Source organism: Pseudomonas sp. GW821-FHT12A04, assembly GCF_058807755.1.
The window spans coordinates 68304-89066 of sequence record NZ_JBXAQZ010000004.1 but is presented as its reverse complement, the minus strand read 5'-3'; the positions used below and the strand labels follow the sequence as shown (position 1 = coordinate 89066).

15 protein-coding genes are annotated in these 20763 nt (G+C 60.6%); 10 read left to right on the top strand and 5 right to left on the bottom strand.

Translation table 11 applies throughout. The features are described 5' to 3' along the window. Positions 1 to 49: 49 nt before the first annotated feature. The 8 genes from AC1RS8_RS08025 to AC1RS8_RS07990 all read left to right on the top strand — a co-directional run bounded on the left by AC1RS8_RS08025 (position 50) and on the right by AC1RS8_RS07990 (position 12069). Positions 50 to 616 carry an RBBP9/YdeN family alpha/beta hydrolase gene (locus tag AC1RS8_RS08025; RefSeq protein ID WP_057716669.1) on the top strand — a complete coding sequence of 189 codons (567 nt, stop codon included), beginning with the start codon at positions 50 to 52 and terminating at the stop codon, positions 614 to 616. A 124-nt stretch (positions 617 to 740) separates the two neighbouring features. Next, positions 741 to 2744 (top strand): DUF1302 domain-containing protein, encoded by a 2004-nt coding sequence (locus AC1RS8_RS08020; protein ID WP_102669165.1) that lies wholly within the window; start codon positions 741 to 743, stop codon positions 2742 to 2744. Between the two features lie 41 nt (positions 2745 to 2785). Then, positions 2786 to 4144 carry a DUF1329 domain-containing protein gene (locus AC1RS8_RS08015; protein ID WP_489339779.1) on the top strand — a complete coding sequence of 453 codons (1359 nt, stop codon included), beginning with the start codon at positions 2786 to 2788 and terminating at the stop codon, positions 4142 to 4144. Positions 4145 to 4353: 209 nt separating this feature from the next. Then, positions 4354 to 5445, top strand: a complete 1092-nt coding sequence (locus tag AC1RS8_RS08010; RefSeq protein WP_489339780.1) for a WD40/YVTN/BNR-like repeat-containing protein — start codon at positions 4354 to 4356, stop codon at positions 5443 to 5445. Positions 5446 to 5461: 16 nt separating this feature from the next. Then, positions 5462 to 7981 carry an efflux RND transporter permease subunit gene (locus tag AC1RS8_RS08005; protein ID WP_489339781.1) on the top strand — a complete coding sequence of 840 codons (2520 nt, stop codon included), beginning with the start codon at positions 5462 to 5464 and terminating at the stop codon, positions 7979 to 7981. A gap of 6 nt (positions 7982 to 7987) precedes the next feature. Next, entirely contained in the window at positions 7988 to 9766 is a 1779-nt protein-coding gene (locus AC1RS8_RS08000; RefSeq protein ID WP_489339782.1) for an acyl-CoA dehydrogenase C-terminal domain-containing protein, read from the top strand. Positions 9767 to 9790: 24 nt separating this feature from the next. Beyond that, entirely contained in the window at positions 9791 to 11434 is a 1644-nt protein-coding gene (locus tag AC1RS8_RS07995; RefSeq protein ID WP_489339783.1) for a fatty acid--CoA ligase, read from the top strand. A gap of 293 nt (positions 11435 to 11727) precedes the next feature. After that, on the top strand, positions 11728 to 12069 hold the full coding sequence (locus AC1RS8_RS07990) for a potassium channel family protein (protein ID WP_090453218.1): 342 nt from the start codon (positions 11728 to 11730) through the stop codon (positions 12067 to 12069). A 154-nt stretch (positions 12070 to 12223) separates the two neighbouring features. Here AC1RS8_RS07990 and AC1RS8_RS07985 read toward each other — a convergent pair whose 3' ends face one another. From AC1RS8_RS07985 to AC1RS8_RS07965, 5 genes are all read right to left on the bottom strand, one after another. Further along, a complete protein-coding gene (locus AC1RS8_RS07985) occupies positions 12224 to 12445 on the bottom strand; it encodes a formate dehydrogenase subunit delta (RefSeq protein ID WP_046040259.1) in 222 nt (73 codons plus the stop codon). Then, entirely contained in the window at positions 12442 to 15318 is a 2877-nt protein-coding gene (fdhF, locus tag AC1RS8_RS07980) for a formate dehydrogenase subunit alpha (RefSeq protein ID WP_102669172.1), read from the bottom strand. The genes AC1RS8_RS07985 and fdhF overlap by 4 nt, the downstream gene beginning before the upstream one ends. Continuing rightward, complete coding sequence (locus tag AC1RS8_RS07975; RefSeq protein ID WP_489339784.1) at positions 15315 to 16874, bottom strand: formate dehydrogenase beta subunit; 1560 nt, start codon at positions 16872 to 16874, stop codon at positions 15315 to 15317. Before AC1RS8_RS07975 ends, fdhF begins: the two co-directional genes overlap by 4 nt. Continuing rightward, a complete protein-coding gene (locus tag AC1RS8_RS07970) occupies positions 16874 to 17350 on the bottom strand; it encodes a formate dehydrogenase subunit gamma (protein WP_489339785.1) in 477 nt (158 codons plus the stop codon). The genes AC1RS8_RS07975 and AC1RS8_RS07970 overlap by 1 nt, the downstream gene beginning before the upstream one ends. Before the next feature lie 749 nt (positions 17351 to 18099). Then, the gene (locus AC1RS8_RS07965; protein ID WP_489340602.1) at positions 18100 to 18411 is read right to left on the bottom strand and encodes a DUF3077 domain-containing protein; all 312 of its coding nucleotides are present in this window, start codon (positions 18409 to 18411) and stop codon (positions 18100 to 18102) included. Between the two features lie 718 nt (positions 18412 to 19129). Between AC1RS8_RS07965 and AC1RS8_RS07960 the strand changes: the two genes are divergently transcribed. Together AC1RS8_RS07960 and AC1RS8_RS07955 are read left to right on the top strand one after the other, a co-directional pair. After that, a complete protein-coding gene (locus AC1RS8_RS07960; protein ID WP_493162495.1) occupies positions 19130 to 20266 on the top strand; it encodes an ImmA/IrrE family metallo-endopeptidase in 1137 nt (378 codons plus the stop codon). Then, the gene (locus AC1RS8_RS07955) at positions 20263 to 20760 is read left to right on the top strand and encodes a DUF4411 family protein (protein WP_493162494.1); all 498 of its coding nucleotides are present in this window, start codon (positions 20263 to 20265) and stop codon (positions 20758 to 20760) included. The genes AC1RS8_RS07960 and AC1RS8_RS07955 overlap by 4 nt, the downstream gene beginning before the upstream one ends. Positions 20761 to 20763 lie beyond the last annotated feature (3 nt).

Here is a 20763-nt window from a genome sequence, read left to right as displayed (position 1 = left end):
CCTGGCGAAAACAGCCAGTCGAGTTATCGAGAAAGCGAAGGTGTTGACCGTGGATAAACTGCAAACTGCCGCCACCATTCTGATCGTTCCGGGTCTGCGCGAGCACGTGGCCGAACATTGGCAAACATTGCTTGCCGCCAGGCTGAGCAACGTGCGTAGTGTTGCGCCGCTGGAGACCGACAAACTCGATTGCATGGCCCGTGTGCGGGCGATTCAACACGAACTCGAACAAATCGACGGCCCCGTGATTCTGGTGGCCCACAGCGCCGGTGTGCTGATGGTCGCGCACTGGGCTGCGCACTACAGCCGTCCGATCAAGGGCGCTTTGCTGGCCGCGCCACCGGACCTCGATGCGGTCTGGCCGTCAAACTATCCGTCTTCCGAAACCCTGCGTAGCCAGGGCTGGAATCCTCTGCCACAAGGCCCGCTGCCATTTCGCAGCATCGTGGCCGGCAGCACCAACGATCACTTGGCCAGCCTTCCTGCGGTCACCCGCATGGCAGAAGGCTGGGGCGCCGAATTGCTCAATCTGGGCGATGTCGGCCACCTCAATCCGGCCGCAGGATTTGGCCACTGGCAGCAAGCTGAAGCACTCATCCTGGAGCTCGATCGCTAGTACAAGGAGCTGGACTGGCAGTACGCCAACCGGCATTTGCCCTCATTCCTTAAACGCAAACCCATCAATGTTTGCGCGAGGGCGGCTGCGCTTAAAACAAAGACAAAAAAGCGGAGACAACGCAATGCACAACAATAAGAGTCACGGCTTCACCGCTCCACGCTACACCTTGCTGGCCTCAGCCATTCTTGCGGCAACGGTACCTGCGGCCCATGCGGTCGAGATCGAGACGGGGAATCCGGACTGGAACGTCCGCGTGGATAACACCATCAAGTACAACTATGGCGTGCGCACCGAAAGCGCCGACAAACGCATGTTGGGAACGCCGAACAATAACGACGGCGACTACAACTTCCGCAAGGCCGGGACCAACATCACCAACCGTATCGATCTGTTGACCGAAATGGACGTGGTCTACAAGAACGCCATGGGCTTTCGCGTCAGCGCCGCCAGCTGGTACGACAAGGCCTATGACAATACCGGCTCCAACTCCAACCCGTTCGTCAACGGCAATGGATCGACCTCGGGCCTGATCGCCAATGACCCGCGCCTGGCAGGGGTCACCCGTGACAACGTCGGCAACGGCAGCTCGCACCTGAGCAATTATGCCCAGCGCTACTACAGCGGTCCTTCGGGCGAAATCCTCGATGCCTTCGTGTTCTACAGCACAGAAGTGGGCGAGGAGTCGATGTTCAGCGCCAAGGCCGGTCAGCACAACGTGTTCTGGGGCGAGACCATTCTCAACCCGGTGCACTCGGTCAGCTATGGCCAGTCCGGCCTCGACCTGGCCAAGCTTGCCGCGTCGCCGGGTACCGAGGCCAAGGAACTGTTCGTTCCGCGTAACCAGTTGTCGATGTCGTTCACCGTCAATCCCGAGCTGACCGTGGGTGCCCAGTATTTCCTGAATTGGGATGCCGCGCGTCTGCCGGAAGCGGGCACCTATTACGGTGGTTCCGACCTGGTCGGCTTCGGCGCGCAATCGTTCCTGTTGGGCAACACCAACGCCGTGGTACCGGGCAGCCCGCTAGGTTGTGGCCTGGCGCCGTGCAACGCCTTGACCAATGTGCGTCGTGGCAAGGACCTGACTCCGCATGACAGCGGTGACTGGGGCGTCATGGCCAAATGGTCGCCGGCCTGGCTGGATGGCACCCTCGGCGTTTACTACCGCGAAACCTCGGAAATCCTGCCCCAAGCCTATCTGGACGCCAGAGGCATTACCTCGGCCAACCCGAACGGCACCCGTCCGGCGGGGCAAGTGCCTGCGGTGATCAACACCCTCAATTCGCTGGACACCGCCACCTATCAACTGGCCTATGCCGACAACATCAAGATCCTTGGCTTGAGCTTGTCCAAGGACGTGGGTGGCGTGAGCGTGGGTTCGGACCTGAACGTTCGTCACAACATGCCGCTGGCCAGTATCCCGGCGATCGTCAGTACCCGCAGCCCGCTGGGCCTGGGGCAAGGGCTTGGTCTGCTGCCTGCACGTACGGACGCCACCGGTGTGGTCTATGACACTCCGAGCCGTGGCGACAGCATGAGCGCCACAGGCGACACCCTGCACTGGACGCTCAACGGTCTGATGACCCTGCCGAAAACGCCGGTGTTCGATCAGGCGACTGTGCTTGCCGAGCTGTACTACAGCAACCTGCTCAAGCTCGATAGCAAGAACGAAGCGCTCTACAAGGGTAAGGACAGCTATCGCGGCATCGATGCACCGACCCGTGACAACTGGGGTCTGGCGGTCAACTTCACACCGACCTGGTACCAGGTCTTCCCGGGTGTCGATCTCAACGCACCGATGTCCGTCAACGTCGGTCTCGACGGTGTGTCGCCGGTCTCCGGTGGCGGTGCCAAGGACACCGGCAACTATGCCGTGGGCGTGGGTGCCATTGTCTACAACAAATACTTTGTCGACCTGAAGTACGTGGACTCCTTTGGCGAAACCGACAAGTGCAACGTCAGCGGTGTGAGCACCGGCTCCAAGGGCGGTGACGGCTCCACCCCGAACGCCTTTAGCGGCAACGAAAACTACGCCTGTTACGCCGGTGGCTACTCGTCCTTCTCCGGAGGTGGTGCCACGACTGAGGACCGTGGCGCCGTGTACCTGACGATGAAAACAACATTCTGATTCACCACTGATTTGCTCAATGCAAGCAGGAGAATAACAAGATGAAATTTGTAAAAACCGTGTTGGCCGCTTCGCTGGCCATGGTCTTCGCCGCTCAGGCACAGGCTGCTGTTTCAACTCAGGAAGCTGCCAAGCTGGGCACCAGCCTGACACAGGTAGGGGCTGAAAAAGCCGGGAACGCTGATGGTTCCATTCCTGCCTACAACGGTGGCCTGACCACCCCGCCGGCCAGCTTCAAGGCCGGCGACAGCATGCGCCCGGACCCGTTTGCCAGTGAAAAGCCGGTACTGGTGATCGACGGCAAGAACGTCGATCAGTACAAGGGCATGCTCACGGCGACCACGGTAGAACTGGCCAAGCGTTTCCCGACGTTCCGTGTCGACGTGTTCCCGACGCACCGCACCGTTTCGCTGCCTCAAGCGATTCTGGATAACGGCGTGAAGAACGCCAGCGGCGCCAAGTCCCTGGAAGGTGGCCTGGCCATCGACAACGTGCTGCCGGGCATTCCATTCCCGATTCCGCAGTCGGGCAACGAAGCGATGTGGAACTTCCTGTTGCGCTACCAAGGCGTCAGCATCAGTTCCAAGTACGACTCCTGGAACGTTGACTCCGCGGGCGTTCCAAGCCTGGCGACCACCGGGCAAGCGAACATCTCCTACCCGATCTATGAAAACCTCTCGCAGCCGATCAGCAGCGCCGACGTGTACTACCAGATGAAGCTGGCATACACCGGCCCTGCGCGCCGCGCCGGTGAGGCGATCATGCTCAAGGATGCCGCCAACCCGTTGCAGCAACCGCGTCGCGCCTGGCAGTACTTGCCGGGGCAGCGTCGAGTGAAATTGGCTCCGAGCCTGGCTTACGACACGCCAAACCCGGGTACCGCCGGTGCGGGCACCTACGATGACGTGTTCGTCTTCAACGGTGCGCTGGATCGCTACGACTGGAAGCTGGTGGGCAAGCAGGAAATGATCGTGCCCTACAACACCTACAAGCTGACCTACGTGCAGGATCCGAAGTCGCTGACCACCGCCAATCACCTGGCACCGGATTTCGTACGCTGGGAAAAACACCGTGTATGGGTCGTCGAAGGCAACCTCAAGGCCGGTGCTCGTCACATCTACCAGAAGCGCCGCTTCTACCTCGACGAAGACAGCTGGACCGCTTTGGCCTCGGATCAATATGACGCCCGTGGTCAGCTCTATCGCGGTTCCTTCGCCTTCCTGAGCCAGAGCTATGACAAGCAGGTTCCGGACTCCACGCCGTTCATGATCTACGACCTGGTCGGTGGTTCCTACAACATCAACGGCGTAGTCGGCCCTTACGGCGGCATCAAGTACATCGAGCCGCTCTCCAAGGCCCAGTGGTCTTCGGAATCCCTGGCCGGCGCCGGTATTCGCTAAGCCAACCGCAAGCAGACGCTCGCACGATCCACTGTGGGAGCGAGCCTGCTCGCGATGGACCAGAGGGCGACGCGGGCATCCAGACAGCACGCGTCATCGTTAACGTCCATCGCGAGCAGGCTCGCTCCCACATGACCTGCACGGCGCAAGGTTTGAACGTCAGGCACACCGATGTGTGTCCCGGCGCGGTTTTCCGAAGAGGACGCAGCATGTGTTCGTATAAAAACAATATTTTGCAGCTGGCGTTTGGCGTTGTGCTCGGCTTGTCGCAGGGCATCGCCCAGGCGGCCGATTACGTCGATGTACTGGACCTGCCCGCCAGGGTCAGTGCCTTGGCGATCAGCAGCCCGTTGTCCGGCATGACCCGCGCCGGCGCGCGCGTGATTGCCGTCGGCCAGCGTGGCCATATTCTGTTTTCCGATGATTCGGGAAACCACTGGCAACAGGCCGCCGTACCGGCCAGTGCCGACCTCACTGCGGTGAATTTTCCGACCACCACCCAAGGCTGGGCGGTGGGTAATGACGGCGTGGTGCTGCACAGCAGCGACGCCGGCGCGACTTGGCAAAAGCAACTCGACGGTCGTCAGATCGGCGCCTTGCTGGTCAAGCATTACACGGCGCTGGCCAGCGCCGAACCGGGCAATGAGCAATGGCCCCAGTTGGCCATGGAAGGCCAACGACTAGCCGATCAGGGCGCGGACAAACCGCTGCTCGGCGTCTGGTTCGCCAACGACAAAACCGGCTATGTGGTCGGGGTATTCAACCTGATCCTGCGCACCGACGACGGTGGCCTGACCTGGACGCCATTCCAGGACCGCACCGACAACCCCCAGGGTTTCCATCTCAACGCCATCGCCTCTACCGGCGACAGTGTGTACATCGCGGGCGAGCAAGGCCTGCTGCTCAAATGGGACGACAGCGCCCAACGCTTCAACGCGGTACCGACGCCTTATCAAGGCAGCTTCTTCGGCGTGCTCGGCAAGCCTGGCGAAGTGCTGATCTATGGCCTGCGCGGCAACGTGCTGCGCAGCACCGACGGCGGCCAGAGCTGGACCGCACTGGACACCGGCCTGCGCGTCAGCATCACCGCAGGCCTGATCGATGCCCGTGGCAATTATCGCTTGTTCACCCAGGGCGGGCAGATGCTGGTCAGCCAAGGGACGGGCGCGCAGTTGCATCTGAAGCAGCAACCGGCGCCGACCCCGGTCGCCGGCGCCACCCAGTCCGCCAATGGCGCCTTGGTGCTGGCGGGCAGCCGTGGTGCCCGGACGCTGTCCGCCGATCCAGCCCTCGAACCCTAAGAGCGAGAACCCAGACATGGGCAATATCAAACAAGACGCCATGCCGGTGATCCGCGAACTGCGGGATTTCGACCACCGCTCCGGCAACCTCCTCGAGCGGCTGGTGTTCAACTACCGCCCGCTGTTCATGCTGCTGATGGCGCTCGCCACCGTGGTGCTGGGCTTCATGGCCGTGACTCGCCTGGAGTTGCGCCCAAGCTTCGAAAAAATGATTCCCCAGAGCCAGCCCTACATCCAGAACTTCCTGGAAAACCGCCAGTCGCTGCGCGGTCTGGGCAACTCGGTGCGCGTGGTGGTCGAGAACACCCAGGGCGATATTTTCGACCCCGAATACCTCGACGTGCTCAAGCAGGTCAACGACCAGCTGTTCCTCACCGAAGGCGTCGACCGCGCGTGGATGAAGTCGCTGTGGAGCCCGGCCGTGCGCTGGACCGAAGTCACCGAGGACGGTTTCCAGGGTGGCCCGGTGATGCCCGACACCTATTCGGGGCAGCCTGAGCAAATCGAACAGTTGCGCCAGAACATCTCCCGCGCCGGTGTGGTCGGCAGCCTGGTAGCCAGTGATTTCAAGTCGACCATGCTGATCGTGCCGCTGATGGACAAAGCCGCCGCCGGCGGTCAACGCATCAACTACCACGCCTTCTCGCAGATGCTCGAAGAGCAGTTGCGCGACAAGATCGAATACGCCGGTGACAGCGCTGCGCGTAAATCCGGGGTCGAAGGCACCGGTCATTACAAGGTGCGGGTGATCGGCTTCGCCAAACTCATGGGCGACCTGATCGACGGCCTCATTCAAGTGATGATGTTCTTCGGCCTGGCCGTCGTCACGTCGCTGATCATCATCTACGCCTACACCCGTTGCGTGCGCAGCACCCTGCTGGTGGTCGGCTGCTCGCTGGTCGCGGTGGTCTGGCAACTGGGTATCGTCGCCTGGCTGGGCTACGCCATCGATCCGTACTCGGTGCTGGTGCCGTTCCTGATCTTCGCCATCGGTGTGTCCCACGCGGCGCAGAAGATGAACGGCATCATGCAGGACATCGCTCGTGGCACCCACAAGCTGATCGCTGCGCGCTACACCTTCCGCCGTCTGTTCATCGCCGGTGTCACCGCGCTGTTGGCCGATGCCGTGGGCTTCGCCGTGTTGATGCTGATCGATATTCCGGTGATCCAGGACCTGGCGATTACCGCCAGCATCGGCGTCGCGGTGCTGATCTTCACCTCGCTGTTGCTGATGCCGGTGGCGCTGTCCTATGTCGGTGTGGGCGCGAAAGCCGCCGAGCGTGCGCTGAAAATCGACAACCGCGCCGAACACCACAAAGGCTTCGGCAAACTGTGGGACCTGCTCGACCGCTTCACCACGCGCAAGTGGGCCACCGGTGCAGTATTGGTCGCAGTGTTGATGGGTATCGGCGGTTTCATGGTCAGCCTGAACCTGAAGATCGGCGACCTGGAAAGCGGAGCGCCGGAGCTGCGCGCCGACTCGCGCTACAACCGCGACAACGCCTACATCACCAGCCACTACGCGCTGTCCAGCGACCTGTTCGCGGTGATGATCAAGACCGCGCCGGAAGGCTGCCTGAACTACAAGACCCTGGTGCTCGCCGACCGCCTGGCCTGGGAGCTGCAACAGTATCCGGGTGTGCAGGCGACCGCGTCCTTGGTCAACGCGGTACGGCAGATCACTGCCGGTACTTATGAGGGCAACCCCAAGCTCAACAGCATCCAGCGCAACCAGGACGTGCTCAACTACGCCGCCCAGCAAGCCTCGGTCAACTCGCCGGAGCTGTTCAACACCGACTGCTCACTGATGCCGGTGATCACCTTCCTCAAGGATCACAAGGCTGAAACCCTCGATGCCGTGGTGGCGATTGCCGACAAGTTCGCCAGGGAAAACAGCAGCGAGGATCGCCAGTTCCTGCTCGCCGCCGGTACCGCCGGTATCGAGGCCGCGACCAACATCGTGGTGCGCGAAGCCAACCGCACCATGCTGCTGTACGTGTATGCGGCGGTGACGCTGTTCTGCCTGATCACCTTCCGCAGCTGGCGCGCCACACTGGTGGCCTTGTTGCCGCTGGTGCTGACCTCGATCCTCTGCGAAGCCTTGATGGTGGCCATGGGTATCGGCGTAAAAGTCGCAACCTTGCCGGTGATCGCCCTCGGGGTGGGCATCGGCGTCGACTACGCCTTGTACCTGCTCAGCGTGCAATTGCACTTCCAGCGCCAGGGCTTGCCGCTGTCCCAGGCCTATCGCAACGCCGTGTCCTTCACCGGCAGAGTGGTCGGGCTTGTGGGCATCACCCTCGCCGCCGGTGTGGTGTGCTGGGTCTGGTCGCCGATCAAGTTCCAGGCCGACATGGGCATCCTGCTGACCTTCATGTTCCTGTGGAACATGCTCGGCGCGCTGATCCTGATTCCCGCTCTGTCGTACTTCCTGCTGCGCGAACGGGCACCCAAGCCCGGTTCTGTCGCGGCAACCGAAAACACCGAATCCACTGAACGTCCCGGCATGCCCCATGCCGTGACCACTTCCGAGTAAGCCAAGATGTCTGATTACAAAGCTCCCCTGCGCGATATGCGCTTCGTACTCAACGAGGTTTTCCAGGTGTCCCGGCTCTGGGCACAATTGCCCGGCCTGGCCGACGTGATCGATGAAGAGACCGCCGCCGCCATCCTCGAAGAGGCCGGCAAGATCAGCGGCGAAGTGATCGCGCCACTGAACCGCGCCAGCGACGAACAGGGTTGCACCTGGAACGACGGCGCGGTCACCGCCCCGGACGGTTTTGCCCAGGCCTATCAAGCCTTCGCCGAAGGCGGTTGGGTGGGTGTCGGCGGTGATCCGCAGTACGGCGGCATGGGCATGCCCAAGGCGATTTCGGCCCAGGTTGAAGAGATGGTCAACTCGGCCAGCCTGTCGTTCGGCCTGTACCCGATGCTGACCGCCGGCGCCTGCCTGTCGATCAAGGCTCACGCCAGCGAAGAACTGAAAGCGGCTTACTTGCCGAACATGTACGCCGGCACCTGGACCGGTTCGATGTGCCTGACCGAAGCCCATTCCGGCACCGACCTGGGCCTGATCCGCACCAAGGCCGAACCCCAGGCCGATGGCAGCTACAAGGTCAGCGGCAGCAAGATTTTCATCACCGGTGGAGAGCACGACCTGACGGAAAACATTATCCATCTGGTACTGGCGCGGCTGCCCGATGCACCGGCCGGCCCGAAAGGCATCTCGCTGTTCCTGGTGCCGAAAGTGCTGGTCAACGCCGACGGTTCGCTGGGTGAAAACAACGCGCTGTCCTGCGGCTCCATCGAACACAAGATGGGCATCAAGGCCTCCGCCACCTGCGTGATGAACTTCGATGGCGCCACCGGCTGGATCGTCGACGCACCGAACAAAGGCCTGGCGGCGATGTTCACCATGATGAACTACGAGCGTCTGGGCGTGGGCATCCAGGGTTTGGCCCAAGGCGAGCGCTCGTACCAGAACGCCGTCGAATACGCCCGTGACCGTCTGCAAAGCCGTGCGCCAACCGGTGCGCAATTCAAGGACAAGGCCGCCGACCCGATCATCGTGCACCCGGACGTGCGCCGCATGCTGCTGACCATGAAAGCCTTGAACGAAGGCGGCCGTGCGTTCTCCAGCTACGTGGCCCTGCAACTGGACATCGCCAAGTACAGCGAAGACGCACCGACACGCCAGCGCGCGCAGGATCTGGTATCGCTGCTGACGCCGGTGGCCAAGGCCTTCCTCACCGACATGGGCCTGGAAACTACCATCCATGGCCAGCAGATCTTCGGCGGCCACGGCTACATCCGCGAGTGGGGTCAGGAGCAACTGGTGCGTGATGTGCGCATCACCCAGATCTACGAGGGCACCAACGGCATCCAGTCCCTGGACCTGGCCGGGCGCAAGATCGTCGGCAGCGGCGGGGCGCTCTACCGCTTGTTCGCTTCGGAAATCCGCAACTTCACCGCCAACGTTGGCGCTGACTTTGCCGAGTTCATCCAACCGCTGAACGCCGCCGTCGACACTCTCGACGACCTGACCGCGTGGCTGCTGGACCGGGCACAAAACAACCCGAACGAAATCGGCGCGGCCTCGGTCGAGTACCTGCATGTGTTCGGCTACACCGCTTATGCCTACATGTGGGCGCGCATGGCCAAGGCCGTCATGAGCGGCGATGGCGAGGACGATTTCTACACCAGCAAACTGGCCACCGCGCGTTTCTACTTCGCCCGGTTGCTGCCGCGTATCCACTCGTTGAGCGCATCGGCCAAGGCCGGCAGCGACTGCCTCTACGAGCTGCAAGCCGATCAGTTCTGATCGAAAGGACAAGGAACCTTAAACATGATGGCGACAAAAATAATTCCGCCCGCCGACGGCGCCTATGCCTACCCCTTGCTGATCAAGCAATTGCTGCTGTCCGGCGTGCGCTACGAGCCGGGCCGGGAAATCGTCTACGCCGACAAGCTGCGCTACAGCTATGAGACCCTCAACAAGCGTATTCGCCGCCTGGCCAATGCGCTGACGGCGGCCGGGGTCAAGGCCGGTGACACCGTGGCCCTGCTCGATTGGGACAGCCACCGCTACCTGGAATGCTTCTTCGCCGTGCCGATGATCGGCGCGGTGCTGCACACGGTGAACATTCGCCTGTCGCCGGAGCAGGTGCTGTTCACCATGAACCACGCCGAGGATGACCTGGTGCTGGTGCATGATGATTTCCTGCCCCTGGTCGAGCAGATCCACGGTCGGCTGGAAACCGTTAAAGGCTACCTGCAACTCACCGATGACGAGGCGACCACGACCTCGCTGCCGGTGCTGGGCGAGTACGAGCACCTGCTGTCCCAGGCCTCGGACCAGTACGACTTCCCCGATTTCGACGAGAACTCGGTCGCCACGCTGTTCTACACCACCGGCACTACCGGCGACCCGAAAGGCGTGTACTTCAGCCACCGCCAGTTGGTCCTGCACACCCTGAACGCCGTCGGCACCCTGGGCGTCTATCAGGGCCAGCCGCTGCTGCGCTCCGACGACGTGTACATGCCGATCACGCCGATGTTCCATGTGCATGCCTGGGGCGTGCCGTATGTCGCGACCCTGATGGGCATCAAGCAGGTCTACCCGGGCCGCTACGAACCCAACAGCCTGGTCAAGCTGTACCGTGAAGAGAAGGTGACCTTCTCCCACTGCGTGCCGACCATTCTGCAGATGATCCTCAACTGCGAGGAAGGCAAAGCGACCCGTTTCGATGGCTGGAAAATGCTCCTGGGCGGCAGCGCGCTGACCCTCGGCGTGGCCAGCGAAGCCAATGCCAAAGGCATGGTGGTGCACGCAGGCTACGGCATGTCCGAGACCTGCCCGTTGCTGTGCCTGACGTACCTGCGCGATGAAGACCTGCAGCTGTCCGCCGAAGCGCAACTGCCGATCCGCATCAAGACCGGCACGCCGGTGCCATTGGTCGACCTGAAGATCATCGACGCCGACGGCAAAGATGTGCCCCATGACGGTGAGTCCCTGGGCGAGATCGTGGTGCGCGCGCCGTGGCTGACCCAGGGCTATCTGAAAGCCCCGGACAAAGGTGCGGAGCTGTGGCACAACGGCTGGTTGCACACCGGCGACATGGCCTCGATCGACAAGCTGGGCGGCGTGGAAATCAAGGACCGCATCAAGGACGTGATCAAGACGGGCGGTGAGTGGATCAGCTCGCTTGAACTGGAAAGCCTGATCAGCGAACACCCGGGCGTGATGTCTGTCGCCGTGGTGGGCATTGCCGACGAACAATGGGGTGAACGCCCGATGGCCATGGTCGTTTGTGAGCCCGGGCAATACCTCGACCGCAAGATTCTGGAGATGCATTTGCAAGCCTTCGTCGATGGCGGCCGCATCAACAAATGGGCGATTCCCAAGCAGTTCAAATTCGTCGCCGAAATCCCCAAGACCAGCGTCGGCAAGATCAACAAGAAGCTGATTCGGGAAACTGAAGCGAACTGACACGAACTGACCCGAACGCTGTAGGAGCGAGCTTGCTCGCGATGGACTCAAGGGCGCCGCGTTTATCCTGTAAACACGCGTTATCGTTCACGACCATCGCGAGCAAGCTCGCTCCTACAACGAGTCCAGCAGCAGGCGGTTTCTGGATAGCCCGGTTGGCGTCATCTTTGTCATAGTCCTCGTCTGAGATAACGCCCCGTAAGTCGCAGTTTTCAGCGCCTGTGCCAAGCTGAACGGGGTATTAGCGCCGGGCATTCAAATGTCGGCCAGTCAAACCCCAGGAAGCCCATGCCATGAACCTCGCCCGTGCATCAAACGTTCGCCACGAGTTCTACAAAGCCGTCTGGTTCTATTTAAAAGTGGTCTGGCCGATCTTCTCGATACTGCTTTTGGTGATCATTACGTTCGGCCTCATCATCGCCCACCTGGAAGGCTGGGGCCCGTTAGACGGTATCTACTTCGCCTTCGTGACCGGCCTGACCATCGGCTATGGAGAGCTGGTGCCCAAACTGGGTGTGTCGCGGGTGCTGGCGATCCTGCTGGGTTTCAACGGCGTGCTGATGACCGCGACATTCGCGGCGATCAGTGTCCGGGCCATTGAAGTGACGGTGACGGCGGCGAGGAAGGAGGAATAGGGTGTAGCCTGGTCAACCCAAAGCCAAACCCCAACACAAAACCCTTGTGGGAGCGAGCTTGCTCGCGATAGCGGCGTATCAGCCAGCAAAAATGCTGAATGTTAAGCCCTCATCGCGAGCAAGCTCGCTCCCACAGTTTTTTGCAGCCAGCAGGCTAAGCCTCCCAACCCGCCCCAGTCACCGCCGCCTGCACCAGCGGGTGCAAGTCCGCTCCTTGATGTTCCGTCTGCCAGGCCAGCAACTCCTTGCGCATGCTGGGCGCCCAGTACATCTGCATATGATTGCGCACGCTGAGCACCGCCTGTTGCTGGTCCGGCTGGCTGGCAAAGTACTGGGCGATCTGGTTGGCCATCTTGATCAGGTTGTCCGTGCTCATCGGCGTACCTCCGCTTTGGCGCCACGGCCCCGGTCCTTGAGCAGACGATGCTGTTCATCGCTGAATTCCTGGAAGCGTTTTTGCCACTCAGAAGGGTGATAAACGCGGCTGACTTCCACGGCGGTAACCTTGTACTCCGGACAGTTGGTGGCCCAGTCGGAGTTGTCGGTGGTGATCACGTTGGCCCCCGATTCCGGGAAGTGGAAGGTGGTGTACACCACGCCCGGGGCGACCCGTTCGGTGATCCGCGCACGCAGCACGGTTTGCCCGGCGCGGCTGCCGATACCGACCCAGTCACCTTCGTTGATACCACGGCTTTCGGCGTCGGTCGGGTGGATTTCCAGGCGGTCTTCGTCATGCCAGGCGACGTTGTCGGTACGCCGGGTTTGAGCACCGACGTTGTACTGGCTGAGGATGCGCCCGGTGGTCAGCAGCAGCGGATAGCGACTGTTGACCTTTTCCTCGGTGGGCACGTAACCGGTGAGCATGAAGCGCCCCTTGCCGCGCACGAACTCCTCGATGTGCATGGTCGGCGTGCCGTCCGGTGCCTCGGCGTTGCACGGCCATTGCAGGCTGCCGTGGCTATCCAGCGCGGCGTAGCTGACGTTGGTGAACGTCGGCGTCAGGCTGGCGATTTCATCCATGATTTGCGACGGGTGCGTGTAATTCATCGGGTAGCCCAACGCATTGGCCAGGGCCACCGTGCCTTCCCAGTCGGCCTTGCCGCCCAGCGGGTCCATGACTTTGCGTACCCGCGAGATACGCCGCTCGGCGTTGGTGAAGGTGCCGTCTTTTTCCAGGAACGAACTGCCCGGCAGGAACACATGGGCGAACTTGGCGGTTTCGTTGAGGAAAATGTCCTGCACCACCACGCATTCCATGGCCGACAGGGCCGCAGTGACGTGCTGGGTATTCGGATCGCTCTGGGCGATGTCTTCGCCCTGGCAATACAGGCCCTTGAAACTGCCGGCCAGGGCCGACTCGAACATGTTGGGGATGCGCAGGCCCGGGTCGGGTTGCAGGGTGACGTTCCAGGCCTGTTCGAACTGCGCCCGCACCACCTCGTTGGAGATGTGCCGGTAGCCAGGTAGTTCGTGGGGGAAGGAGCCCATGTCGCAGGAGCCCTGAACGTTGTTCTGCCCCCGTAGCGGGTTCACGCCCACGCCTTCGCGGCCGATGTTGCCCGTGGCCATGGCCAGGTTGGCGATGCCCATCACGGAAGTACTGCCCTGGCTGTGCTCGGTAACGCCCAGGCCGTAGTAGATCGCCGCGTTGCCACCGGTGGCATACAGGCGCGCGGCGGCACGAATGTCGGCAGCGGGTACACCGCAGATCGGGCCAAGGGCTTCCGGCGAGTTTTCCGCGCGGCTGACAAACTCACTCCAGATCGCGAAATCGCTACCCTCGCAACGGGCGTCGATAAAGGCCTGGTTTTGCAGGCCTTCAGTGATGATCACGTGGGCCAAGGCATTGAGCATGGCGACGTTGGTGCCAGGGCGCAGAGCCAAATGATATTCGGCGCGGGCGTGCACCGTGTCCACCAGATCGATGCGTCGCGGATCGATGACGATCAGCCGCGCGCCTTCACGCAGGCGGCGCTTGAGTTGCGAGGCGAACACCGGGTGGGCGTCGCTGGGGTTGGCGCCCATCACCAGGATCACATCGGCCTGCATCACCGAGTCGAAACTCTGGGTGCCGGCGGACTCGCCCAGGGTTTGTTTCAGGCCATAGCCGGTCGGCGAGTGGCAGACCCGCGCACAGGTGTCGACGTTGTTGTTGCCGAAGGCCGCACGCACCAGTTTCTGCACCAGATAGGTTTCTTCGTTGGTGCAACGGCTGGAGGTGATGCCACCGATAGAGTCGCGGCCATATTTTTGCTGCAGACGTCGGAATTCGCTGGCGGCGTAAGTCACCGCTTCATCCCAGCTGACTTCCTGCCAAGGGTCGCTGATGTGCTTGCGGATCATCGGCTTGGTGATGCGATCCGGGTGGGTGGCGTAGCCCCAGGCAAAGCGCCCTTTGACGCAAGAGTGGCCATGGTTGGCCTGTCCGTTCTTGTCCGGAACCATGCGCACCAGTTGGTCGCCTTTCATCTCGGCGCGGAACGAGCAACCCACGCCGCAATAGGCACAGGTGGTGATCACGCTGCGTTCCGGCTGGCCCAGCTCGACCACGCTTTTTTCCATCAGCGTCGCGGTAGGGCAGGCTTGTACACAGGCACCGCAGGACACGCATTCCGAATCGAGGAAGTTATCACCGCCAGCCGCAGCCACGCGGGACTCAAAACCACGCCCGGTGATGGTCAGGGCGAAGGTGCCCTGGGTTTCTTCGCAGGCGCGCACGCAACGGTTGCAGACGATGCACTTGCTCGGGTCGTAGTCGAAGTAGGGGTTGGAGGTGTCTTTCACGTCCTCCAGATGGTTCTCGCCTTCATAGCCATAACGCACTTCCCGCAGGCCCACCTGACCGGCGACGGTTTGCAGCTCGCAGTTGCCGTTGGCCGAGCAGGTCAGGCAATCCAGCGGGTGATCGGAGATGTACAACTCCATGACATTGCGGCGCAGGGTCGCGAGCTTCGGCGTCTGGGTATGCACGGTCATGCCTTCAGTGACCGGCGTGGTGCAGGACGCAGGGTAGCCGCGCATGCCGTCGATCTCCACCAGGCACATGCGGCAGGAGCCAAAAGCTTCCAGGCTGTCGGTGGCACAGAGTTTCGGAATGGTGGTGCCCAGCAGCGCGGCAGCGCGCATTACCGAGGTGCCTTCAGGCACGCTGATGCTGCGGCCGTCGATGTTCAGGGTGACTTGCACCTGGCTGTCGCGGGCAGGTGTACCCAGATCGATATCGGTTTTAGGGTCAAAGAGAGTGATCATTGCTCGGCCTCCGAGGGCTGCAAGCCGAAGTCGGCGGGGAAGTGCTTGAGGGCGCTGGCGACCGGGAAGGAAACCATGCCGCCCAACGCGCACAGCGAACCGTATTGCAGGGTGTCGCACAGGTCCTTGAGGATGATCACTTGCTCATCGCGACCGCTCGCGTCTGGCGCGGCGAGCAGCCGGTCGATCACCTCAACGCCACGGGTCGAACCGATGCGGCACGGCGTGCATTTGCCACAGGATTCCTCGGCGCAAAACTGCATCGCGAAGCGCGCCATATGGGCCATGTCCAGGGTGTCGTCAGCCACTACCACACCACCGTGACCGAGCATCGCGCCAATGGCGGTGAAGGCTTCGTAATCCAGCGGTGTATCGAATTGCGAAGGTGGCACCCAGGCGCCAAGAGGGCCGCCCACCTGCGCAGCCTTCAGCGGCCGGCCACTGGCGGTCCCGCCGCCGTAGTCTTCCACCAGTTCGCGCAGGGTCAGGCCAAAGGCCCGTTCCACCAGGCCACCGTGACGAATATTGCCCGCCAGCTGGAAGGGCATGGTGCCCAGGGAACGGCCCATGCCGTAATCGCGATAGAACTGCGCACCCTTGGCCAGAATCAGCGGCACTGAGGCCAAAGTCAGCACGTTGTGCACCAGCGTCGGCAGGCCGAACAGACCCTTCAAGGCAGGAATTGGCGGCTTGGCACGAACGATCCCGCGCTTGCCTTCGAGGGAGTCCAGCAGCGCGGTTTCTTCACCGCAGATGTAAGCGCCGGCACCGACGCGCACTTCCATATCGAAAGCCTGACTGCTGCCGCCGACATTGGCGCCGAGGTAACCGGCGTCTCGGGCGATGTTCAACGCCGCACGCAGCGTGGCCACAGCATCGGGATATTCCGAGCGAACATAGATGTAGCCGTAAGTGGCACCGACGGTAATGCCGGCAATGGCCATGCCTTCGATCAGCAGGAAGGGGTCGCCTTCCATCAACATGCGGTCGGCGAAGGTGCCGGAATCGCCTTCGTCGGCGTTGCATACGATGTACTTTTGCGCAGCCTGAGTGCCGCGCACCGTGCGCCATTTGATCCCGGCGGGGAAAGCCGCACCGCCACGGCCACGCAGGCCTGAATCGAACACCGCCGTCGCGGTCTGCTCGCCGCCCAGGGCGATGGCTTGGGTCAAGCCCTCGAAACCGCCATGAGCCCGGTAATCTTCGAGGGACAGCGGCCGGGTAATACCAGCACGGGCGAACAACAGGCGTTGTTGAGTCTTCAGATAAGACAATTCTTCCACCAGGCCCAAGGCCAGTGGATGGCTGGACGGCTCGCCTTGCAACGCATCGAGCACAGACGGCACATCGGCAGCGGTCAATGGGCCGAAACCGATCCGGCCTTGGGGGCTGTCCACTTCCAGCAGCGGCTCCAGCCAGTACAGGCCGCGCGAACTGGTGCGCTGTAGCTCCAGCGGCAGATTGCGTTCCTTGGCCTGAGTGATCAGGGCCACGGATACCTCATCGGCACCCACGGCACGGGCTAGCGAATCACAGGGCAGATAGAGAGTCGGCATCACGCGTCCTCCCGACAAGCATCGAGCAATGCATCCAGACGCTCGGCACTGAGCCGCGCATGCACCCGGCCATCCAGCTCCAGCGCCGGCGAACAGGCGCAGGCACCAAGGCAATACACCGGACGCAAACTGATGCTGCCATCGGCGCTGCTGCCGTGATCGTCCAGTTGCAGACGATCGCGCAACTGCGCGGCCAACTGCTCGGCACCGCGACTCTTGCACGACTCAGCCCGGCACAGCCGCAGGATATGTTTGGCCGGCGGCGCGGTACGGAAGTCATGGTAAAAACTGATCACCCCGCGAACCTCGGCCTGACTCAGATTGAGGGCATGAGCAATCTCGGGGACGGCGACATCGGGGACGTAACCGATGCGTTCCTGAATATCATGAAGAATGGGCAACAGCGCACCCGCAGAGCCCTTGTGGCGCTCCAGCAGACTGTTGACCACAGGCAGGTGCAACATCTCATCAGGCATTCAGCAATCCTCACGGTCACGGACAAACCAGATGGTCGTCGGTCGTCCGAAAGTGTCGGCTGCGGCACTCACACCACGTCACGGTATCGTGGCATTTTCAGGCCGTTGGCCAGGGCACCCTGAGCGGGCATCTTGTTGTGCCCGGCGCGGTCTTCGCCGCATCTCTACTGGGCATAAAGGGCAGCTTGCCACGCTGCTGTTGATCGACCTGCACCAAAGCGACGTGCTCGGTTCTGCCTACGACTATCCATTAAGTCTAGATGAGTGCCGCAAGGGGCGTTCATACACTGGCCCAATGCCCTGAGGGCTTGTCGATGGCTGATGTATAGCAAGCATTACAGGTGAAAAGAAGCATCAGAACCAAGGGCAATTCTACGGAGCAGATCCGCCGATCCATTCTGCTACAAACCGAAAGCCATCCCCCGAACCGAACACAAAACGCCCCGAAAAACCTCAAGGCCAAGCCGAAATACCACCCGCCACACAACCCCCCTGTGGGAGCGAGCTTGCTCGCGATAGCGCCAGCCCAACCACCCTCAATGCTGAAGATTGCACCACAAACCCACTCACACACTGGGGCCAAACAATGCCCGCCAGCCCACCGCAACCCCCTGTAGGAGCGAGCCTGCTCGCGAAAAACGCAAGGCATCCACGTGTCCCGCTGAATACCCCGGCCACCGCAACCAAGCCCGCTCTCACAGCGTCACGCCTGACTTTTGAAACCAAAAACTATCCTGGCGCCTCGCCCACTACCCCTCAGCCTTAGTCCCCGTCCGTTTAGACGCCAGCTCATTATCCCGATCCCGAGTAAGCACCTTCACTGCATCATCCACCAACGCCTTACTCATCGAAGTCAGATAATGCGCCGCCCAAGCGTGACGGTCGGTATCTCTGGCATAAGCAGCATCTTCAGTGAGCGTCTTGGCCAGGAACAGAAAATCGGAGGCCATGGACAATGCATCGCCGAGAGGAACGCCGCGAGTGACATGAAACAGCGCTTGATCCGCGCAGTAGATGGCAGGTGTCAGGCCGATGGTTTTGAGTTCGGGTTGTTCGGTCATTGGCCACCTCCGAGGATGGAGAGGCAATGGGGGAGGGTGTTACGCGATTGGGGATTGCGTAGAGGGGACAGCCAAATTTCAAACGGATTTGTCTTGGTCATGGTCAACATCCTTGATTTGAGGAGCTGCCACGAGCCTTCTCACGGGCTTGGGTGACAGCCGTGCGCGGGGTGAGAAACCGGCAATCAAGGCAACCGGTAGACCCGAAGGTCTCCCACGCACAGCCGCCATAAAGCCATATCGCAGACGAAAAAAAACGCCGCGATAGGTTTTTGGGCGCTTTGCGCCTTGATTGTTTCGGGCTCTCACACCCGGTCGCTGAATTGGCAGCGACGGTGGGAGGGTATCGTGGAGATCCGTTTCCTGCAACCGTCGAGAGTGCTGGGGATGACTATGTAGCCAGTTGTTGCTGAGGTTCAGTATTGACGGCGTAGGGGCAGGCTTTTGCGTTATGACAAGTATTGCAACATGCCATTTGTCTGCGGGTTACATATTTGCGCTTCGGGTCGTTGCGGACTTCCCCCATAATCGCGCGCTTCCACCAGTCTTCTCATGTCAGTAGTTCTGGTTCTCTACTAGTCTGTAGTCGCTACCACCAGACCTTTTCATAGCCAAGGAGAGCGGCAATGCAAAATAGCTGGAACAGGCGTGAGCCCGATGCATCTGCCACGGATGCGCTTGAGCGATTACTGGCCCTATCTGATTTGCGTGCGACCCTATGAGCCAAGCAGCCCTAGTCAATCCCAGCCTACTCACCTGGTCTCGTGAGCGCGCAGGTCTCTCCACTGAGCAGGTGGCAAAAAAGCTGCCAGTGAAGCCTGATCGAGTAAAGGAGTGGGAAACTGGCGAGACGAAACCAACGTTCCTACAGGCTCAAAAGTGGGCGAGTGTTGCTCACATCCCTTTTGGCTTCTTGTTTCTTCAGCACCCGCCTGTCGAACAGCTGCCTTTACCAGATCTGCGGACAGTGGGAGGGATTGCTCCACAACGTCCCACTTTGGAACTGTTGGATACCGTAAGGGATGCCATACGTAAGCAGGACTGGTACCTGGAGTATCTGCAAAATCAGGAGCATCAACCGCTGGCATTTGTAGGTCGCTTCAGTAGTCGATCTCAAGTCAGAGAGGTGGTGGACGATATCCGTCGGGTCCTCGGCGTGAACCCTGACATTGCTCGATTGGACTATGAAAAATACAGCCGTGCCTTGATCGAAGCTGCTGAAGCGGCTGGCGTTTTGGTGATGCGCAGTGGCATTGCGCTAGGGAACACTCACCGCAAACTTGAAGTGAGCGAATTTCGAGGTTTTGCCATCAGCAATGCCTACGCCCCCGTTATATTTATCAACAGTTCCGACGCACCGACCGCCAGGCTGTTCACTTTAATTCACGAGCTTGCCCATATCTGGATAGGCAGCAGTGGAGTGTCTGACGGGAATTCCGCAAATGGTCGAGACGAGGAGCGTTTCTGCAATGCAGTCGCAGGTGAGTTTCTTACTCCCGAAGCTCTATTTCGCGCCCTGTGGAACGCAGATGTTAGCTGGGAAGACAATTTAGCTCCGCTAGCCACTCGGTTTCATATCAGTAAATTAGTTATCGGGCGCCGCGCATTGGATCTTGGATATATAAACCAAGCGCAATACAGCGCTTACTATCGAATGATCCTCAAGGCTTTCCAGGATGAAAAAGGTGGAGCGGGTGACTATTACCGTAACGCCACCGCGAAAAACAGCCCTCGCCTAAGCAAGGCAGTGCTGACTGAAGCAATGAGTGGCCGGATGCTGCTGCGCGAGGCGGGACACTTGCTCGGCGTGCAACCTGCTAAATTAAGGACTCTCGCCAGCAAGATTACGGAATGAATCATTTACTCGACGCTAACACACTGATCGAAGCGAAGAATCGTTACTACGGGATGGCTATCTGTCCTGGATTTTGGCAATGGTTATTGCTTAAAAATAAAGCATTGGATTTAGCAAGCATTGCACCTGTAATGGATGAGCTAACAAAAGGGCATGACGATCTGGCGGGTTGGGCGAAGGACAATTCCGATTTCTTTCACTCCACCACCGATCAGGATACGCAACTGGCATTCGCGCAGATTGCGGGGCTTGTGGCTGATCAAGCGCATAAGATGAAAATAGGCGCTATGGAAGAATTTCTAGCGGGCGCTGACCCTTGGTTAATTGCGAAAGCGATGACGACAGGGGCTACAGTCGTTACTCATGAAGTGCTGAATCTCGACGTTAAACGAAAATTCATCATTCCCAATATTTGTCGGGAGCTTAATGTTCCTTTTTTGAATACGTTTGAGTTGTTGCATAGACTTGAAGCTAGGTTTGTGTTGCCTGCTTGATAA